The organism is Enterococcus sp. AZ126 (assembly GCF_051714545.1).
Taxonomy (GTDB): Bacteria; Bacillota; Bacilli; order Lactobacillales; family Enterococcaceae; genus Enterococcus_L.
Genome location: NZ_JBIOSB010000001.1, coordinates 3,136,326 through 3,153,595, shown reverse-complemented (window position 1 = coordinate 3,153,595; position 17,270 = coordinate 3,136,326). Strand labels below are relative to the sequence as shown.

At 35.8% G+C, this 17,270-nt stretch carries 17 protein-coding genes; 2 read left to right on the top strand and 15 right to left on the bottom strand.

Annotation, left to right across the window (positions count from 1 at the left end; genetic code table 11):
- Positions 1 to 97: 97 nt before the first annotated feature.
- Positions 98 to 1,000: a UDP-N-acetylmuramate dehydrogenase gene (gene murB, locus IGI43_RS14815; protein WP_438758551.1), complete on the bottom strand. Its 903-nt coding sequence runs from the start codon at positions 998 to 1,000 to the stop codon at positions 98 to 100.
- A gap of 71 nt (positions 1,001 to 1,071) precedes the next feature.
- Entirely contained in the window at positions 1,072 to 1,986 is a 915-nt protein-coding gene (locus IGI43_RS14810; protein WP_438758550.1) for a Gfo/Idh/MocA family protein, read from the bottom strand.
- A 556-nt stretch (positions 1,987 to 2,542) separates the two neighbouring features.
- On the opposite strand from IGI43_RS14810, the gene IGI43_RS14805 reads away from it, so the two are divergent.
- Both IGI43_RS14805 and IGI43_RS14800 read left to right on the top strand, forming a co-directional pair.
- On the top strand, positions 2,543 to 3,301 hold the full coding sequence (locus IGI43_RS14805) for an exodeoxyribonuclease III (RefSeq protein ID WP_438758549.1): 759 nt from the start codon (positions 2,543 to 2,545) through the stop codon (positions 3,299 to 3,301).
- 126 nt (positions 3,302 to 3,427) lie between these two features.
- On the top strand, positions 3,428 to 3,961 hold the full coding sequence (locus IGI43_RS14800) for a 3'-5' exonuclease (protein ID WP_438758863.1): 534 nt from the start codon (positions 3,428 to 3,430) through the stop codon (positions 3,959 to 3,961).
- Between the two features lie 46 nt (positions 3,962 to 4,007).
- Here IGI43_RS14800 and IGI43_RS14795 read toward each other — a convergent pair whose 3' ends face one another.
- From IGI43_RS14795 to dltC, 13 genes are all read right to left on the bottom strand, one after another.
- Positions 4,008 to 5,693: an FAD-dependent oxidoreductase gene (locus IGI43_RS14795; protein ID WP_438758548.1), complete on the bottom strand. Its 1,686-nt coding sequence runs from the start codon at positions 5,691 to 5,693 to the stop codon at positions 4,008 to 4,010.
- 96 nt (positions 5,694 to 5,789) lie between these two features.
- Entirely contained in the window at positions 5,790 to 6,353 is a 564-nt protein-coding gene (gene ahpC / locus IGI43_RS14790; protein ID WP_438758547.1) for an alkyl hydroperoxide reductase subunit C, read from the bottom strand.
- Positions 6,354 to 6,625: 272 nt separating this feature from the next.
- Entirely contained in the window at positions 6,626 to 7,474 is an 849-nt protein-coding gene (locus tag IGI43_RS14785) for an alpha/beta hydrolase (protein WP_438758546.1), read from the bottom strand.
- An 83-nt stretch (positions 7,475 to 7,557) separates the two neighbouring features.
- Positions 7,558 to 8,184 (bottom strand): endonuclease III domain-containing protein, encoded by a 627-nt coding sequence (locus IGI43_RS14780; protein ID WP_438758545.1) that lies wholly within the window; start codon positions 8,182 to 8,184, stop codon positions 7,558 to 7,560.
- A 76-nt stretch (positions 8,185 to 8,260) separates the two neighbouring features.
- Positions 8,261 to 8,941: an O-methyltransferase gene (locus tag IGI43_RS14775; protein ID WP_438758544.1), complete on the bottom strand. Its 681-nt coding sequence runs from the start codon at positions 8,939 to 8,941 to the stop codon at positions 8,261 to 8,263.
- 156 nt (positions 8,942 to 9,097) lie between these two features.
- Complete coding sequence (locus tag IGI43_RS14770; protein ID WP_438758543.1) at positions 9,098 to 9,985, bottom strand: phytoene/squalene synthase family protein; 888 nt, start codon at positions 9,983 to 9,985, stop codon at positions 9,098 to 9,100.
- A complete protein-coding gene (locus IGI43_RS14765; RefSeq protein WP_438758542.1) occupies positions 9,966 to 11,462 on the bottom strand; it encodes a phytoene desaturase family protein in 1,497 nt (498 codons plus the stop codon). Before IGI43_RS14765 ends, IGI43_RS14770 begins: the two co-directional genes overlap by 20 nt.
- 260 nt (positions 11,463 to 11,722) lie before the next feature.
- Positions 11,723 to 12,727, bottom strand: a complete 1,005-nt coding sequence (locus tag IGI43_RS14760; protein WP_438758541.1) for a lipoate--protein ligase — start codon at positions 12,725 to 12,727, stop codon at positions 11,723 to 11,725.
- A gap of 13 nt (positions 12,728 to 12,740) precedes the next feature.
- Positions 12,741 to 13,481 (bottom strand): MBL fold metallo-hydrolase, encoded by a 741-nt coding sequence (locus IGI43_RS14755; RefSeq protein WP_438758540.1) that lies wholly within the window; start codon positions 13,479 to 13,481, stop codon positions 12,741 to 12,743.
- A 179-nt stretch (positions 13,482 to 13,660) separates the two neighbouring features.
- Positions 13,661 to 14,458 carry a DUF975 family protein gene (locus tag IGI43_RS14750; protein WP_438758539.1) on the bottom strand — a complete coding sequence of 266 codons (798 nt, stop codon included), beginning with the start codon at positions 14,456 to 14,458 and terminating at the stop codon, positions 13,661 to 13,663.
- Positions 14,459 to 14,477: 19 nt separating this feature from the next.
- On the bottom strand, positions 14,478 to 15,560 hold the full coding sequence (locus IGI43_RS14745; protein WP_438758538.1) for a M42 family metallopeptidase: 1,083 nt from the start codon (positions 15,558 to 15,560) through the stop codon (positions 14,478 to 14,480).
- Positions 15,561 to 15,741: 181 nt separating this feature from the next.
- A complete protein-coding gene (gene dltD / locus IGI43_RS14740; protein ID WP_438758537.1) occupies positions 15,742 to 17,013 on the bottom strand; it encodes a D-alanyl-lipoteichoic acid biosynthesis protein DltD in 1,272 nt (423 codons plus the stop codon).
- Positions 17,013 to 17,249 carry a D-alanine--poly(phosphoribitol) ligase subunit DltC gene (gene dltC / locus IGI43_RS14735; protein WP_438758536.1) on the bottom strand — a complete coding sequence of 79 codons (237 nt, stop codon included), beginning with the start codon at positions 17,247 to 17,249 and terminating at the stop codon, positions 17,013 to 17,015. The genes dltD and dltC overlap by 1 nt, the downstream gene beginning before the upstream one ends.
- Between the last annotated feature and the right edge of the window lie 21 nt (positions 17,250 to 17,270).

The window sequence follows — 17,270 nt, the reverse complement described above, 5'->3', positions numbered from 1 at the left end:
GAAGTGTTTAGCTCCGAAGGAGTTGCTTCTGCTCCCACCGTTTATTCGAATTTATTAAGGCTAGGGTATAACTCGTAGAGTTATGTCCTAGCCTCTTTTAACGTTCCTCGCCAATAATACGTACTTCTGTCTCCAGTACAACACCAAATTTTTCTTTGATTACTTGTTGGATATGCGCAATCAATTCTACGTAATCTGTCGCTGTAGCCTGGTCGATATTTACAATAAAACCAGCATGTTTTTCTGAAATTTGAGCGCCGCCCCATTTTAATCCTTGTAAGCCAGCATCTTGAATCAATTTACCTGTAAAATGTCCTTCCGGTCGTTTAAAGACGCTGCCGCAAGATGGGTATTCTAATGGTTGTTTCGACTCTCTAAGCTCAGTCAATTCAGCCATTTGACTCTTGATCACACTATTTTCTCCGTCTTCTAAAGAAAAAGTCGCTTCCAGCACAATACAATGCATGTTTTGAATCGCGCTGTGACGATAAGAAAATGCCATCTCTTCATTTGTAAACGTTCTGATTGTTCCATCTTCTAATAAAACATCAACACTTGTGAAAATATCTTTGATTTCTCCACCATAAGCTCCAGCATTCATATAGACTGCGCCACCCACACTGCCAGGAATGCCACAAGCAAATTCAAAACCTGTCAAATCATGATCTAAAGCAACATATGTTGTATCGATCAATTTTGCTCCTGCTTCAACAACAATTTGGTTGTTAGAAACAGAGATTTGTTTCATATTTTCCAGCATGATCACCATTCCGCGAATCCCACCGTCTCGAACAATCAAGTTGCTGGCATTTCCTAAAACAAGCCAAGGAATGTCATGACTTTTGCAGTATTCGACCAGAGTCGCCACTTCCTCTTTTGATTTTGGAAATGCTAAGACATCTACAGGTCCACCCGTTTTAGTAAAGGTAAAATTCATTAAAGGTTCATCAAATAGTAAGGTTATATCCGTTAATTCATTCATCATTTCAATTTTATTCATCGAAAGTCGTTCCTTTCTTTCAAACATCCTACTTATTCTAGCATGTCAAAGAGAAACTTTCTAGTCTGACTCTATAAAATATGTTCTTGATGTTTTCGTAACATTTGAGCACATAGCTCATGACTTGTAAAGACTTTTTCTTGTTTTAAATGAGATCCGTCATTTGTTTGAACTGCTTCGATAAATTTCTCTACCATTTGCTTAAAGCCACGTTTTTCTAATGTTGTGGCCCAGTCACCAAAGTTTTTTTGTTGCATTCCTAACTGATTTTTGATCGTTAAGTCCGTTAGGTTTTCTAATATTAGCGTTCCTTCTGGACTTGCCAGCTGATAGGTTTCAGTATTTGCCCCTGCATAGAGATTCATTGAAGCGATTGCTGTTGTGGTTTTTGTTTCTACATGGAGTACGGCTCTTTTTAATAGATTATTTTCCTCGATGATTTTGGTTTGGACATGTCGAATTTCGTCATCAAGTAGGTAAACAAGTGTGTCAGCTACATGTAAAAATAAATCGTAGATCACAAAATTAACTGTAGCTTCTGATGCGATACGATTTTTTTGGATCAGTAGCATATTTTTATTCTCAATTGTTTTTAATTCTTCTACAAAGGGTGCAAACCGGCGATTAAAACCTACCATTAAAAGTAGATTTTTTTCTGCTGCTAACGTTTGGATTTCTTTGACTTCTGCTAGGTTTTCGCTTAAAGGTTTGTCAACGAAAACATGGATCCCAGCTTCTAATAATTGTTTGACTAGTTGACCATGAACTTTGGTTGCTGTATGGACGAAACAGGCTGATATTCCAGTTGCGATCAACTCATCTGTGGATGTAACCATTTCGTTGAAGCCATATTTTTCACTGATTTCTTTTTGAGTCTGTTTATTTCTGGTGGCTAAAACAAATGTTGCTTTGTCTCTTAGTTGAGAATAAACAGGTAGATACGCTTTTTGTGCGATATTTCCTAAGCCGATGATTCCGATTTTCATGAGAGTCCTCCTTGATTGGGTCGTTCTTTACTCATAGTACTATATTTTTGGATTGTCCTTAAGACAAAAGCATTTTAAAATCGATTTAATTAGTAATATTAATGCTATATATCTACTTGCAATCTAAATATAACTCTATAAATATGGCCAAAAAAATCTTGTGCTGTAATTTAAATATGAGCGATATGGGCTAACATACCTCTCCCATGTTGAACCTTTAAAGTCAGTAGCATAATTTTATTGGAAAAAATAATCAGTTAACCTGCTTAAACTAATGATTGATTATTTCTTCCAATTCCGCACGCGTTCGATCAACAAGAAAAAGGTAGTCAAAAAATACTACGTATGCGGTCATTTGTTCCATGTCTTTTTTACAGAATTTATCCGTTTGCTGAAAGCCGAACAAGTCAAAATTCAGAAGTTAGCTCATGAAAGAAAAGTAGCGACTCATTTTATTCAGAAGTAAATAAACAACTTTCCATACATTCAATACGCCTTATGTTAAACTAAGATAGAGTAAAATAATAAGAAGCTTATTTCGAAAGGAGTTATGAAAATGAAATGTATATCATGGAATGTCAACGGCTTGCGTGCTGTTGTTAAGAAAAACTTTATGGAAGTCTTTAACGAATTAGACGCCGATTTTTTCTGCCTACAAGAAACAAAATTGCAAGAAGGTCAAATTGATTTAGATCTACCAGGTTACCATCAATACTGGAATTATGCTGAAAAGAAAGGCTACTCTGGCACGGCCATTTTTGCCAAGGAAGAAGCAATCAGCGTTCGCTACGGCATGGATCTTGAAGAGCATGATCAAGAAGGACGTCTGATCACATTGGAATATCCTAACTTCTTTATGATCACTTGTTATACACCAAATTCACAAAATGAATTGAAACGTTTAGATTATCGCATGACATGGGAAGATGCGTTTCGTGGGTATTTGAACGAATTGAGCAAAGAAAAACCAGTGATTTTATGTGGTGACTTGAATGTGGCTCATCAAAATATCGATTTAAAAAACTGGAAAACAAATCAAAAAAATGCTGGGTTTACACCAGAAGAACGTGAGAAGTTCTCAGAATTATTGGATAGTGGTTTTATTGATACTTACCGTTACTTCTACCCTGACCAAGAAGGTGTTTATTCTTGGTGGAGTTACCGTTTTAATGCTCGGAAAAATAATGCTGGATGGAGAATCGATTATTTTGTTGTTTCTGACGGATTGAAAGAGGCTTTAACGAGTGCGAAGATCCATACTGACATTACGGGTAGCGATCATTGTCCAGTCGAAGTTGATTTGACAATTGCTTAGCGAGAGGTTTCTTCTCTCGTTTTTTATTTAGTTTCTGTTAATATTTTTAATATGCACTTACTATATCTCACTTATTTTGTTATACTACATGTATGAATTAATTTTGAACCGAAAGGGATAATGAATATGAATTTTTATTCCATAGACTTTGAAACAGCTAGTTATGCTAAGCATAGTGCCTGTTCTGTCGCGTTAGTAAAAGTAGAAAACAATAAAATCGTTGATGAATATTATTCCCTGATCAAACCAGAAACAGATTTTTTCTGGAAAAATATTCAAGTTCACGGGATCAAACCAGAAGATGTGGCGGATGCACCCAAGTTTCCTGATGTTTGGAATCAGATCCAGTCTTGTTTTAAACCGAATAGTTTAGTTGTTGCGCATAATGCGCCGTTTGACTGTGGTGTTTTAGCTGGTTGTTTAGGTTATTATGGTATTGATCAGCCGAATTACCTTTCACTCTGTACAGTGAAAACCAGTCGTAAGCTATTCCCAGAGATGCCCAATCACAAGCTGAACACGGTTTGTGAGAATCTAGATATTCAATTGAACAATCACCACGATGCGTTGGAAGATAGCCGGGCATGTGCTGAAATTTTATTGTATCAAGAAAAGCATTTTGGTGTGGAACCGTTAAAAAAACTTGTTACGATAAAATAAAAAAAGCCGAATCATGAACTAAATGTTCACTTGATTCGGCTTTTTTTTATTTTTCTAAAATCTCAACGATTTCATCCATGTTTTTAGACCCAAAAACAATATCTTTGTCATCGATGATCATTGCAGGGACGCTCATGATTTTCTTTTCTGTTTTTAACTCTGGGAAAACACCGATGTCGATCATTTCAGCTTCAATATTATGATTGATTGAAGCAATTCGCTGACACGCTGCTACGACATCTGGACAGTAATGACAAGTCAATGAAACAAAAATCTGTACTTTCTTTTTAGGTAGTTCTTTGATTTTATTAACAACTGGCTCTTCTATTGGCTGTCCAGCACTTCCTACATTATAAACGGCTAACACGATTGAGTTGACTTCATGTCCGCTTGGAATACCGCTGAATTTGATTCCTGTGTACTCGCCTTGATCATTTAAAACAACCACGCTTGGCAATTTATCGATACCATATTTTGTTTCTACGTCAGAATCCGCACCTTTTTGAACGGTTTCCAGCAAGATTTTATCACTTAATGACGCAAATTCAGTTAGGAAAGAATTCAATTCTAGTGATTTCTCTTCGCTGCTATCCATAACTTGTAATAACGTTACATTCTTCGTCAATTTCCCGAAAATGCCCCCTAATTGTTCTCTCATTGCATCAGGGAACCATGTGTTATTGCTAGTTGCTTTAGCCGGTTTTTTGTCTGCTTTTGGTTGTGTTTCTTTACTTTCAGCATGTTGTTTCGCTAAACGTTTTTCCATACGTTCATTGACGATTGGCAAACCAGCTTTTGTTTTTTCTTCTGTGATATATTTTTGTGCATTCGTTGCAGCGATCGCACCGTCTGCAACAGCGGTGACGATTTGACGCAATTCTTTGATACGTAAATCTCCAGCTGCATATACGCCTGGAACATTGGTTTCCATATTTTCATTTGTTGGTACATAACCGCGGTCTAATTCAACTTTTCCTTCAAAAATTTCTGTACTTGGTTTATTTCCAGCGAAGACAAACATGCCAAACGTACTGTCAGTTGGTGCTTCGTAAGTTGTTTCTTCGCCTGTTTCATTGTTGACAAAAACGGCTTTACGAACAAAGTCATCCCCGGTGATTTCTTTGACTTCTGTATTGTAGACGATTTTGATATCAGGATGTTGTTTGGCATCTTCCGCTGTTAGTTTGGCACAAGTAAAATCAGGTTCACGGATGATCATTGTGACTGATTTACCATAACGAGTTAAATAAACGGCTTCTTCGGCTGCCGCATAACCGCCGCCAAGTACGAAAATATCTAATCCTTGGAAGAATTCACCATCACATGTCGAACAATAGGCAATGCCACGTCCTGTAAATTCAACTTCACCAGGAAAACCGATTTTACGTGCTGAAGCGCCTGTTGCAATAATCACAGCATATGCTTGGTAGGTTTTCGTCGCGGATTTGACTGTTTTGACCGTTTGGCTTAAATCAACATCAATGATTTCATCCGTTGTAAATTCAACTCCGAAATCCAGCGCTTGTAAACGCATGTCTTCCATCAATTCAGGACCAGTTGTTGCTCGGATCGCTGGATAGTTTACGATTTCAGAAGTTGTCGTTACTTGTCCACCGATCTTATCTTTTTCGATGATCAATGTATCTAACATCGCACGACCTGCATAAATCCCAGCTGATAAAGCAGCTGATCCGCCGCCGATTACGATCAAATCATAAATTTCTTGACTCATGTATGTTCTCCTTTTGTACATTTCATTATTTTGATCTATAAATTTTAAGAAAGACTCCCCTAAAAAAGGAAGTCTTACAGTTGTCTATTTAATGGTTTAGATTTTACCAACTAAGTCTAAACTTGGTGCAATCGTTTCTTCGCCCGGTTTCCAATTTGCTGGACAAACTTTGTCGCCATGTTCTGCTACAAATTGAGAAGCTTCTAATTTACGAACTAATTCATCTGCGTTACGGCCGATGCCCATATCATTGATTTCGTAAGATTTGATTTCGCCTTCTGGGCTAACGATGAATGTTCCACGGTATGCTTGACCTAGCTCTTCATTTAAAACACCGAAGAAACGTGCAATTTTACCATTTGGATCAGCTAACATAGGGTATTTGATTTTACCGATCGTATCTGTCGCATCTGCCCACGCTTTATGAACAAAGTGGCTATCTTCTGATACTGAGTATACTTCACAATTCAACTCTTTTAAATGATCATAGTGATCTTGCATGTCACCAAGTTCTGTCGGACAAACAAATGAAAAGTCAGCTGGATAGAAAAAGAAAATACTCCATTTGCCTAATACATCTGCTGTTGATACTTTAATAAAGTCTCCGTCTTGGTATGCGTCACATTCAAAGTTTAATAGTTTTGTGTTGATTAAGTTCATCTAATTATTCCTCCTAAAATTTAAAAGTTAGTAGCAAAGCTACTCCATTTTTCTACACTCTTAGCGTATCAATTTAAAATTATTATGTCAATAGAATTATTATAGTTTAGTTATTTTATTTTTGCTGTTTTTGTTTTTTATTTGAGAAAATAGCTCTCTAATTCTCAATAACATGAAAAACTACTGTTTATTGATTGTTCGATCCTTATTACACAATGAAATGAAAACAAAACAAAAATAGCCCTCTCCATTTATTTCATCTTCATTCTATTCTACCAAAAAAAATCTTTAAATAATTGAACGACTTTCTGATTTTCAACCAACTCACTGTGACTGGTATTTTCTCCTTGAATCAATACTTCCTGATACTCAGCTACTTGATCCTGATAAATATATCTCCCAGAAAAAACACTTTGAACTGATACCGTACTATCAGAAGCGGTGTCGTCCACTTCTCCAGCTATATTCAGCATCTTGATCGTATTAGGAATGTTTTCTAAATTTTTTAAATAGCTTTTGAGTAGATCGCTAGTTTCTTTTAGTTGTACAAAGGAAGTCACAGCGTCATTATATTTTTTTGAAGTATCATTATATGGTGTTCCTAGTGTTATCAGTTTGGCTAATTTTGGATCATCAGATTGCTGAAATTCTTCCAGATAAGAAGTAATCACTAGTCCACCATTGGAATGGCCTAGATAATTGTATGTTTTAAATGAATATTTTTCTTTAATATAACGCAAGGCTAATTGATACCATTTACCTTGAACAGGTAATGTTTTGTCACTACTATCTTCAAAAGCAATCACTATCATAGGATGTTCCGTTGAACTTGTTAGTTTTCCTTTAGATGAAACAGTTCCATCCGTTGCCACAGTAACTTTTAACACATCGGCTTTTGGATCTAGATTTTTGATCAATCCATTAAATCGATTGACTGTCCCGTTTGTACCTGGAACAAAAATCGTCGGGGTTTGAATTTCCACAGGTTCACTCACTAGTGTAAATTTTTCGGCAAATGCCGTTAAGCTTTTTTGAAATAAAAAAAAGAGCATTAGAACAACACCTACAATCAAAAGTATTTTAGAAACCCCTTTTTTTATAGTTTTCGTATTATTATTCAAGGCATTGCCTCCTCTTCTAAGGAAAGTGTACGCCTTGAAACTTAAACGAAAATTAAACACAAAGTAAAGAGGAGGATCTTAGTTTAAGAGATTAAAAACGATTCATCCATATTCTTATCTTTATTAAAATGCTTTCCATGAACGTCAATTACGGCATGCCACTCTTTGCATAAATCATGGGGAATCGATTCGGTCAAATGAATAAAGTCTTTCCGCATTTCTTCGTATGTCTTATATGGACCAAAACCTAAGCGATTAAAGAGACGAATGGCATATTGATCCGCGATAAAAACATTTCGTTCAAAGATATAAAGAAGCATTGCATCCGCTGTCTCTGAGCCAACACCTTTGATCGTCAGTAGCTCTTTTCTAAGTTCATCAGTGGAGTAAGCACTGAATTTATCAAAATCACTCCCATGAGAAATAAACCAATTGATCAAAGCTTTGATATAGTTACTTTTTTGGGTGAAAAATCCTGCTGGACGAATCAGTTCTTGTAGTGTTTCCAATTCAATTTCCTGAAGGCTTTCCACGGTTAAATAAGGTTCTAGATTCCCCAATGCTTTATGGGCATTTTTTTCAGTCGTTTGTTGAATCAAGATCATCGATACCCAATCAGAGATGCGGTTCTCATCTTCCCACCAATATTGGAACCCATAATGACTTACTAGATTGTTTAGTACTTGAAGCTTTTCTTTATCTAATTCCACGTTTATCTACTCCTTTAGTATCATATAAAAAAACTTAGATCAAAATAATTAAATTCTGACCCAAGTCGTAGTGTTTTTATTCAGATAATTCTTTTTCTTTTGTGATCATGATCACACCATCCCCAAGTGGCAACAATGTAGAAGTCAACTCAGGATGGGTCATGACCGTGTCTAAAAATTGATTTAATTTTCTATGGATCGTCCTTTGACTACGTGGGATTTCCTCGATTGGATCTAAAATCGTTCCTGCTTGGAAGACATCATCTACCATCAGCACACCACCAACACGTAATAAACGTAAACATTCTGGTAAAAATTCAATATATTTGGATTTAGCGCTGTCCATAAAAATAAAGTCATATGGACCCGTTAAAGTAGGTAGAATTTCAGCTGCTTGGCCTTCTAATAAGGTTACTTTATCTGTCAATCCTAAGCGTTCATAGGTTACTTTCGCTTTTCTGATCATCACATCAAAACGATCGATCGTCGTAACATGCCCGTCTTCTCCTACATATTGAGCCATCAAACTAGAAGAAAAACCGATTGCTGTACCAATTTCTAAAATATTTTTAGGCTTGATCTGATTTAGGAAAAATTGCAGAAAGACAACTGTTTCATGAGGAATGATCGGCACTCCTGCCTCGTGCGCTTCTTCTTCGATCAAGCCAAGTTCGCCTTCGATCTTTTTTTGTTTATTTCTCATAAAATCAACAAGCTCTTCTTTCACAACTGGTCGATGCATCATTTCATTTCGCACTATATTCATCCTTCCACACATCTATCATTTCTATTATTCACTAAATAGTAATATAACAGAAATCCTTTTCAGAAAATAGGCTTTTTTTACAATTTCCCCATAAAAATAGATATTCTCTAAATTTAACGCGTTAGATACTTATCGGCTCAACAAGATTTATTCTTTTAAACTGCCTTTTAAACGACTTTTCACCTTTTGATAAAGTTCAAATTGCTGCTTTTTATTCACAAAATTTCTTTTGTTATAACACTGATAACCGTTTTGTCTAACCGCATCTAGAATGCCTTTGTAAAAATACATAGCCAGCAGGAGCGCTTCTCGGCAATCTTCATCTATAGCTGAAAGCATTGTTGTGGATTGTTCGTATAATTGCTCTGCTCTATTCGCTTCATATTCCCACATTTCAATAAAGGAATCATTGATCGTTTCTTTTTTTAGCATGTCCAAAGAAACATTAAAGGTTCTCATCACTTCTTTAGGAAGGTAAACTCGTTGATTTTTTAAATCCTCCCCGATATCCCTTAATATATTTGTGATCTGCATTGCTTGCCCCAATTGAATCGCTTGTGTTTTTATATATTCTGCTTTGTCTGAGAGAATGGGAAGTAACATCAATCCCACTGAACTGGCAACAAAATAAGAATACTCCTCTAATTGTGCTTGTGTATCGGGTTGGTGAAAATGCCAATCTTTTTCCTGTCCAGCTAACATATCATAAAAAGGTTGATCGTCCATCTTGTATGTTTCAAAAACAGGAACTAATGCACGCCAAAAATAGCGATCTGGAATTTCACCAGCTAAGAAATCGTCCAATTCAAGCTTTAATTTATTTAGACGCTCAAGGTCATTATGCACATCGATACTATCGTCCGCTTCACGACAAAAAGAATAAATCGCAAAAATACTTAATGCTTTTTGTTTAGGGAGTTTAGAAAATGCTTTATAAAAGCTTTTTGAATGATTTCGAATTGTTTGCTCGCAAATAGCAAAATCTGATTCGTACATTGAAAATACTTCATTTAATTCATTTTTTCTTTGCATCATCTTTCAATAACTCCTCCGCTGCTAGCTTAGCGCTTGTTAAAACAATTGGAACGCCTGCGCCTGGGTGCGTACTACTTCCACAAAAGTAAAGATTATCTGCATAATCAAATTTATTATGCGGACGATAGTAATTACTTTGTTTCAAAGTAGGTTTTAGGCCAAATGTTGCACCATTGTATGCATTGAAATTTTTCTTAAAATCTTCAGGTGTATAAACCGTTTCAAATACGATATGTTCTTCAATATCTGAAAAAATGGTTTCCTTTTTAACTAAGTTTAAAATCTTTTGACGAAATTCACTCGTTGTTGACTCATTCCAGTTCACTCCTTGAGAAAGTTCTGGGACAGGAACTAAAATATAAACACCTTCATGCCCTTCCGGCGCTAAACTCTCATCGATGGATGATGGAACATACACATAAAAAGAAGGATCTTCTGGTAGATTGCCATCTTCAAAAATGTCATTAATATTTTTCTCAAAATCTTCAGCGAATCGAATTGTATGAAGAGACTCTACTGGATATTTTTTATCCAGCCCAAGATAAAGAATAAAACATGAGCAGGAATAATCTAACTGATCAATCTTTTTATCTGTATATTTTCCTCTTGTTTTTTCATCTGGCAGCAACGATTTCATTGCGTAAGGAAAATCAGCATTACAAACTACATAATCGCTTGAAATAATCCCATCTGCTGTCTTGATTCCTTTTGCTTGTTTGTTTTCAATAATAATTTCTTCCACAGCTGTATCAAGGTGGATCGTACCGCCAAGCTCTTCAAATGCCTTGGCCATCCCTGTAGCTAAAGTATACATGCCGCCTTCAATAAACCAGATGCCATAAATCAATTCAATCATAGGAATAATCGTATAAAGCGACGGACCATTATATGGAGAAACCCCTATATAGAGCGTTTGAAATGCCAATGCTTTGCGTAATCTTTCGTCTTTTACAAACTTTGAAATTGAACTATACGCATCATTAAATGTATGTAATCTAAAACCATCAATTAATGATTTTGGATTGTAAAAGTCCCAAAAAGACCGAAATGATTTCATAATAAATGCTTTTTTAGCGATTTGATACCGTTTGTAAATACTTGCCAAATATTCTAAATACCCTTGCATATCGTCTTCTGAAATGCCTTCTAAAAGAGTCGTCAACGAAACTAAATCCGATGACATGTTCAATGTTTCTTCATTTGGAAAATTTAAGGATAACATTGGATCAACTTTTTTCATTGGTATGTATTGTTCAGGATCTTTCCCACATTGTTCAAAGACTTCACGATAGATATCTGGCATCATGACAATCGTTGGACCTACATCAAACGTAAAACCTTGCTCCTTGATTTGATACATTTTGCCGCCGACTTGCTTATTTTTTTCGTATAAATGGACTTCATAACCTTCATGTTGTAAACGAATAGCAGCTGCTAAACCAGCTGCTCCAGCACCAATAACTATAATTTTTTTCACTATATTACACCGCCAACTTGTTTTTTTTAGTATATCCTTATCAAACGATAATGTAAATTATTTAGATTTTCAAGAGAAAAAATAAATGAGCAGAAATAACAGATAGTTGATGCTCTGGATATAAGATGAGATTTCGTTTGTTTGCATTTAGGGTGTGAAACAAAAGTGAATTATACTTTTGTTTCACACCCTAACTATCAGAATACTCATTATTTCTTTCTATTATCCAGTGATATTATTTTAATTGCTTGATTTTTAATTTAATAAAGCAAATCAACTAAATCTTTCTTTTCAATATTACCGAAATATTTTTTAATATCGATTTGATCAACAGCTGTCCCAATCGCTGATTTTTCATATTTTGTGCCAGTCAAAATAGTTTCTACATCTTTTATTTCACCTAGCCCAAAGAAATCACCAAAGATTTTGATTTCTTTGATTTCACCAGCTTCTACATTCATTTGCGCATCAATAGAACCGATAGGAAAGCGTTGATGACGTTCTATGTTAAATGCTGGTGATTTACCATAATTCCAATCCCAATTACGATAATATTCGTCTGAAATTTTGTTGATTTTTTCCCAATCTTCATCCGTTAATTCGTATGTTTTTACTTGATCAACAGAATTTACACCAAAGATTTTCAATAAAATATCTTCACGGAATTCTTCTGTCGTCATATCTTGTTTATCAGCTGGCAAAAATGGTTTGATATTGGTTACACGCGAACGGACCGATTTAATGCCTTTGGATTCGATTTTATCTTTGCGAACTTTTAATGTATTGACTACTTCATCAATATCGCTGTCAAACATCAATGTACCATGAGCAAACATTCTGCCAGCTGTTGCATACATCGCATTGCCAGAAAATTTCATCCCATCGATGACTAAATCGTTACGGCCCTTTAATTCTGCACCTGAAACACCAAGCTCATGCAATGCTTGAATGATCGGTTGGGTTACTTTCGCAAAATCACGGAAAGAATTGCCATCATCCGGCATGATAAAACTGAAATTCAAATTTCCATGATCATGATAGACAGCGCCACCGCCACTTAATCGACGAACTACATGGATGCCATGTTTATCTACATATTCTTTATTGATTTCTTCGATTGTATTTTGGTTACGGCCGATAATGATCGATGGATCATTGATATAAAATAATAAAATCGGCTCATCTAAAGGTTTCTCTTTTAACAAATACGTCTCGATCGCTAAATTGATTCTAGGATCATTGTTTTCATTTGGTACAAAAATCATCGTTTACCACTCCTTAAATTTCGATAACTAAATTTTTCTCTGCCAAACTAACAGCTACTTGGTCGCCAGTAGCATTTTCTGCTTGCTGTTTCAACTCTTCTAAAGAGCCATGTTGAGGCAAGTGAGTCAAGATCAGATGTTTAGCCTGGGCTGCTTTTGCGATTTCTCCTGATTCTTTTGAGGTAAAATGAGCATGATGGTTCTCATTTCCTTCAAACAGATAGGTATCTGCTAAAAAAACATCAGCCTCTTTTGCAAAATCGACAAAACTTTCCAAATAGCCAGAATCACCGGTGAAAACAAACACTTTACCCGTTTTTTCTTCTACAAATCGCATTGCATAACAAGGCACTGGATGAATTGTTTTCATAAATGTCACAAGAAAAGGCCCTAATTTTAATTCTTCTGCTTCAAAATAAGGAACAGCTTTTGACACTCCTGGCATATTCAATGCTTCAAAATGAACAGGATCATCTGTATGTCCATAAATTGGTAAAACAGGTGTCGGTTCGAGCGCTGGATATAATTGACGATAATACTGCAGCACACCAAGATCTGCGATATGATCATAATGGTAGTGAGACAAAATCACTGCATCTAATGTTAGGGGATCCAGATGCTCTTCTAAATTGACTAAAGTTGTACTTCCAGCATCTAACAAGAGCTTAAATCCATCTGATTCTAGAAGATAAGAACTAGTGCCTTCACCTTTGTACGGGTACGCTCCTAGACAGCCTAAAACGGTTATTTTCAACTTTATCGACCTCCTGATTCTTCTTCACTTAATGGTAACATAAAAAAAGCAAATGGCGACAGTTATTTGTCCTTCAAAAGGAAAGTTTGCTCTATTTTTAGAGTATGTTCCTATTCCTAATTTGATGAGCTATAAAAAAACAGAACAACTCTAATGAGAGACTGCTCTGCTTTTATATTTTATTCAACTATTGCTGGTGCCCCTTTTTCCTCACGTGCAGTATCATAAAAACTTGCCACAGCAACATCATGATAAGGAATCACCCATAATAGACCGATCCCAAAGACTAAAGCACCAATAATAAACCAACCGATAAATGAAATTTGTAAAAGTAAATATTGACCAAAACGGCCTTTCATCAAGAACAATGCATATTTAAGGGCATCACCTACTGACAATTCAGGATCATCAAGTTTTACCCAAACAGCAAATTGGAAAACACCACTGACAAAGACACCGACTAAAATCATTAAAAATCCGAAGATCAATAATAATAGTGCTAAAAAGATATCTCCTCCCATTTGCGTTTGAAATTGATCAACTGATACAGTATTAAACATCAAACCAAAGTACATCGTCACGCCATACGATAAAAGTATTGGTAACAACACCACTAAATTCAAGACTAATTCAACAAAATATTGAATTAAATTAATCAATAACATTGGTAGATAAAATTTTCCTTGAAAAATGTGTGTCAACATTCCTGGCTGAACTTTTTTTCCTCTTAAAACTTGTAATGCGCAGTAATAAGTCCCATAGGTAATCGCGAAAAAAAGGAAGTTATTTAGTAAAAATGACATAACATTGCTTCCTGCACTATCTTGGGGTAAATTGGCAATACTACCAACTACTGAGCCAATGATAAAGCGGATGAATACAGCTAGAAATGTAATCCAAGCCATCGTTCCCCATTGATTTTTTAATGATATTCTAGCTTGTTCTCGATGCATTGAATTTTTAATTTGACTTTTCATTTAAAGTTCTCCTCTTGGTTTAATAGCTACGAAGCTTATTTACTGTTTCTTTATCCAATCGTTTCACAACTTCTGTTACTAATTTAACGGTATTCAAATAATCATCTTCATGGATCATGGATGTATGAGAATGGAGATAACGAACAGGCACTGTAATAGCAAGCGATGGTACACCATTTCTTGTTAAGTGCATTCTCCCAGCATCGGTTCCTCCTCCAGTGATCACGGTATATTGGAATGGAATATTATTTTCTTCCGCTACTTGGATCACAAAATCACGCAATTTTTTATGGGGGATCATTGATGCATCAAAAATCAAGATTTGTGGTCCTTTTCCTAATTCAGAATCGGCCTCTTTAGGTGTCATTCCTGGTGTATCTCCTGCGGTTCCAGTATCTAGCGCAAAGGCAATATCCGGATCAACTAAATGCGTACTTGTTTGAGCGCCACGCAAGCCAACTTCCTCTTGTACATCACTACCCGCAAATAAAATATTGGGATGTCCTTCTGTCGCTAAATTTTCTAAAACTCTTAAAGATACAGCAGTACCAATACGGTTATCCCAAGCTTTAGCTAACATAAATTTAGTATCGTTCATTCGGCGATATTCAATATATGGTGTAATCATATCTCCTGGTTTAATGCCCCACTGTGCAACTTCTTCGTCACTTGATGCACCGATATCAATAAACATATCTGCTACATCATACGGCTGTTTTCTCGCTTCTACTGTCAAAACGTGTGGTGGTTTTGAACCAATCACACCATGAAACAATTCACCTTTAGCCGTTTTGATTTGTACTTGCTGGGCCAGCATTACTTGCCCCCACCAGCCACCGAGAGTTTGGAACTTGATAAACCCTTTTTCAGTGATTTGCGTTACCATAAAACCAACTTCATCCAAATGCCCGGAGAAGAAAATTTTGGGTCCTTCTTTATCCCCTACATGTTTGGCAATAATACTACCTAAACCATCATACATGATTTTATCTGCAAAAGGTTCTGCATATTTTTTAAATATTTCTCTGACTTCCTCTTCGTTTCCAGGTACACCTTTAGCAGTTGTTAAGTCTATTAATAATCGTTCTTCTTTTTGATCCAAATTCTAACACTCCTTTCAACTATATGTTCACGAGTATTATACCATTCATTGATCATTTAAATGAAAACATTACTTCACTCAATTTCAAATGGTATCAAACCAATAGTCAATTAAAAATTATTTATTTCAATAAAAAACAAGTGAAGAACAAACTTGGGTTCTTCCTTGCTTTAAATAGAATTTATTTTTTTATGTCATCCGGCTCCTTTTGTTGCCATTCTTTCGAATAAAAGGATTCGTCAAGCTTATATTTCGGTGCTTCTGTTGATTTTTTTTCCAAGAATGGTTCAATTCGTTGATCCGCAGCTAGCCAACCTCTCCAGCCTAAATGAATCGTATCAGCCATAAAATATTGCTTATCAGAATCTTTGGTAAAATCGGCAATATTATTGAACCCTTGGCTAGTTAATTGATATTTGACCTTTTTTGAAAAATCTTGCAACATCTCTTGAGAAAGTCCTGTAAAATCCGACCATCGTTTATTTACTGGTGGGATAATGAATAACACTTCCGCATTATCTTGAGCCAATTGGCTCAATACTAGCTGCAAATCAGAAAATTCTGGAGAAAAACGATAATCCAATTTTGTCTGAGAATTCTCCAAGCGATTCAGTTTATTTTTCAGCCGTTTCGCATAAAAAGAATTAGAAATTTCTAACGAATTATTATTGGTCGCCTTCTGACCTATTTTAGCTGCTAGTTGATCCAACTCTGTCACATTATAGGCATTAGGCAAATGCTTTTTAGCTTTTTCGATTTCATTCTCTTTGCTTATCATACCAATCTTACCGAATAATTCATCTTCACGAGAAAACAGATTGATCATCCAATCGATATACTCCTTATCGGAAGTACTCGGCAATTTTCCAGCAATAATATCGTTCAACGCACTGTCTAAGCGTTTATCTTCCTTAACTTTTGGAAAATCCATTAATCGTGTTGCCAGATAAATATCATCAGGGGTTACTTTTTTCAAATCACTAACCCATTGATAGGTTTGCAGTTCAGAATAATAAGCATTAAAATAATCATCGGTTACGCCATCTTTTACAAACCATTGTGGCGAAATAATGAACACTACTTTTTTATGAGAAAGATTTTCCCCCATCGATTGCATCATCAATGCTTGCGTTAAAGACTGCGTCCCTGGAGCTCCTAACAAAAAGGGGCGGTAATTACGATCATATTTCTCTGCTAAAACAGATGGATGAAACGGACTGATTCGGCTCAACTCTGAAGAGCCAAAAAATGGAATATATTCCTTTGAACCAATCGCTTTATTTTTGATAGCATTTCCTCTAAGCACATTGGTCGCCATAGAAGTGGATGCATCCGCTAATACCTGTTTACTATCCAAATCTATTTTAAACGGTGCAAAGAAAAAAATACTTAGTAGAACCGCGGCAGTTAAGAGTGGCCCAAAGATTCCAAAAAGTTTTTTCTTCATACTCATTATTGTAGTGCTTTCACTTGGTCAATAACTTTATTAGGTGTGTTCCATAAATCGCGGTCAAATTCTGAAACTGGTACCTGTACACCTAATTGTCCATCGATCTCAACTAATAACTGAACAGTTGCAAGTGAATCCATCAAGCCTTCTTCAAATAAGTCGACATCTCTGTTTTCTTTTACTTCATCTGTACCTGCAATTTCTTCTAAAATATCTAAAATCGTCTCTTCTATATTCATGTGTATTTCTCCTCTATCGTA

Excerpts from the sequence above, each read along its gene's own strand:
- dltC (WP_438758536.1), bottom strand. The coding sequence starts at position 17,249 with ATGAATATAGAAGAGACGATTTTAGATATTTTAGAAGAAATTGCAGGT.
- IGI43_RS14795 (WP_438758548.1), bottom strand. The coding sequence starts at position 5,693 with ATGAGTCAAGAAATTTATGATTTGATCGTAATCGGCGGCGGATCAGCT.
- dltD (WP_438758537.1), bottom strand. The coding sequence starts at position 17,013 with ATGAGTATGAAGAAAAAACTTTTTGGAATCTTTGGGCCACTCTTAACT.
- IGI43_RS14800 (WP_438758863.1), top strand. The coding sequence starts at position 3,428 with ATGAATTTTTATTCCATAGACTTTGAAACAGCTAGTTATGCTAAGCAT.
- ahpC (WP_438758547.1), bottom strand. The coding sequence starts at position 6,353 with ATGAACTTAATCAACACAAAACTATTAAACTTTGAATGTGACGCATAC.
- IGI43_RS14805 (WP_438758549.1), top strand. The coding sequence starts at position 2,543 with ATGAAATGTATATCATGGAATGTCAACGGCTTGCGTGCTGTTGTTAAG.
- IGI43_RS14760 (WP_438758541.1), bottom strand. The coding sequence starts at position 12,727 with ATGATTTTTGTACCAAATGAAAACAATGATCCTAGAATCAATTTAGCG.
- murB (WP_438758551.1), bottom strand. The coding sequence starts at position 1,000 with ATGAATAAAATTGAAATGATGAATGAATTAACGGATATAACCTTACTA.
- IGI43_RS14810 (WP_438758550.1), bottom strand. The coding sequence starts at position 1,986 with ATGAAAATCGGAATCATCGGCTTAGGAAATATCGCACAAAAAGCGTAT.
- IGI43_RS14770 (WP_438758543.1), bottom strand. The coding sequence starts at position 9,985 with ATGATGCAAAGAAAAAATGAATTAAATGAAGTATTTTCAATGTACGAA.
- IGI43_RS14750 (WP_438758539.1), bottom strand. The coding sequence starts at position 14,458 with ATGAAAAGTCAAATTAAAAATTCAATGCATCGAGAACAAGCTAGAATA.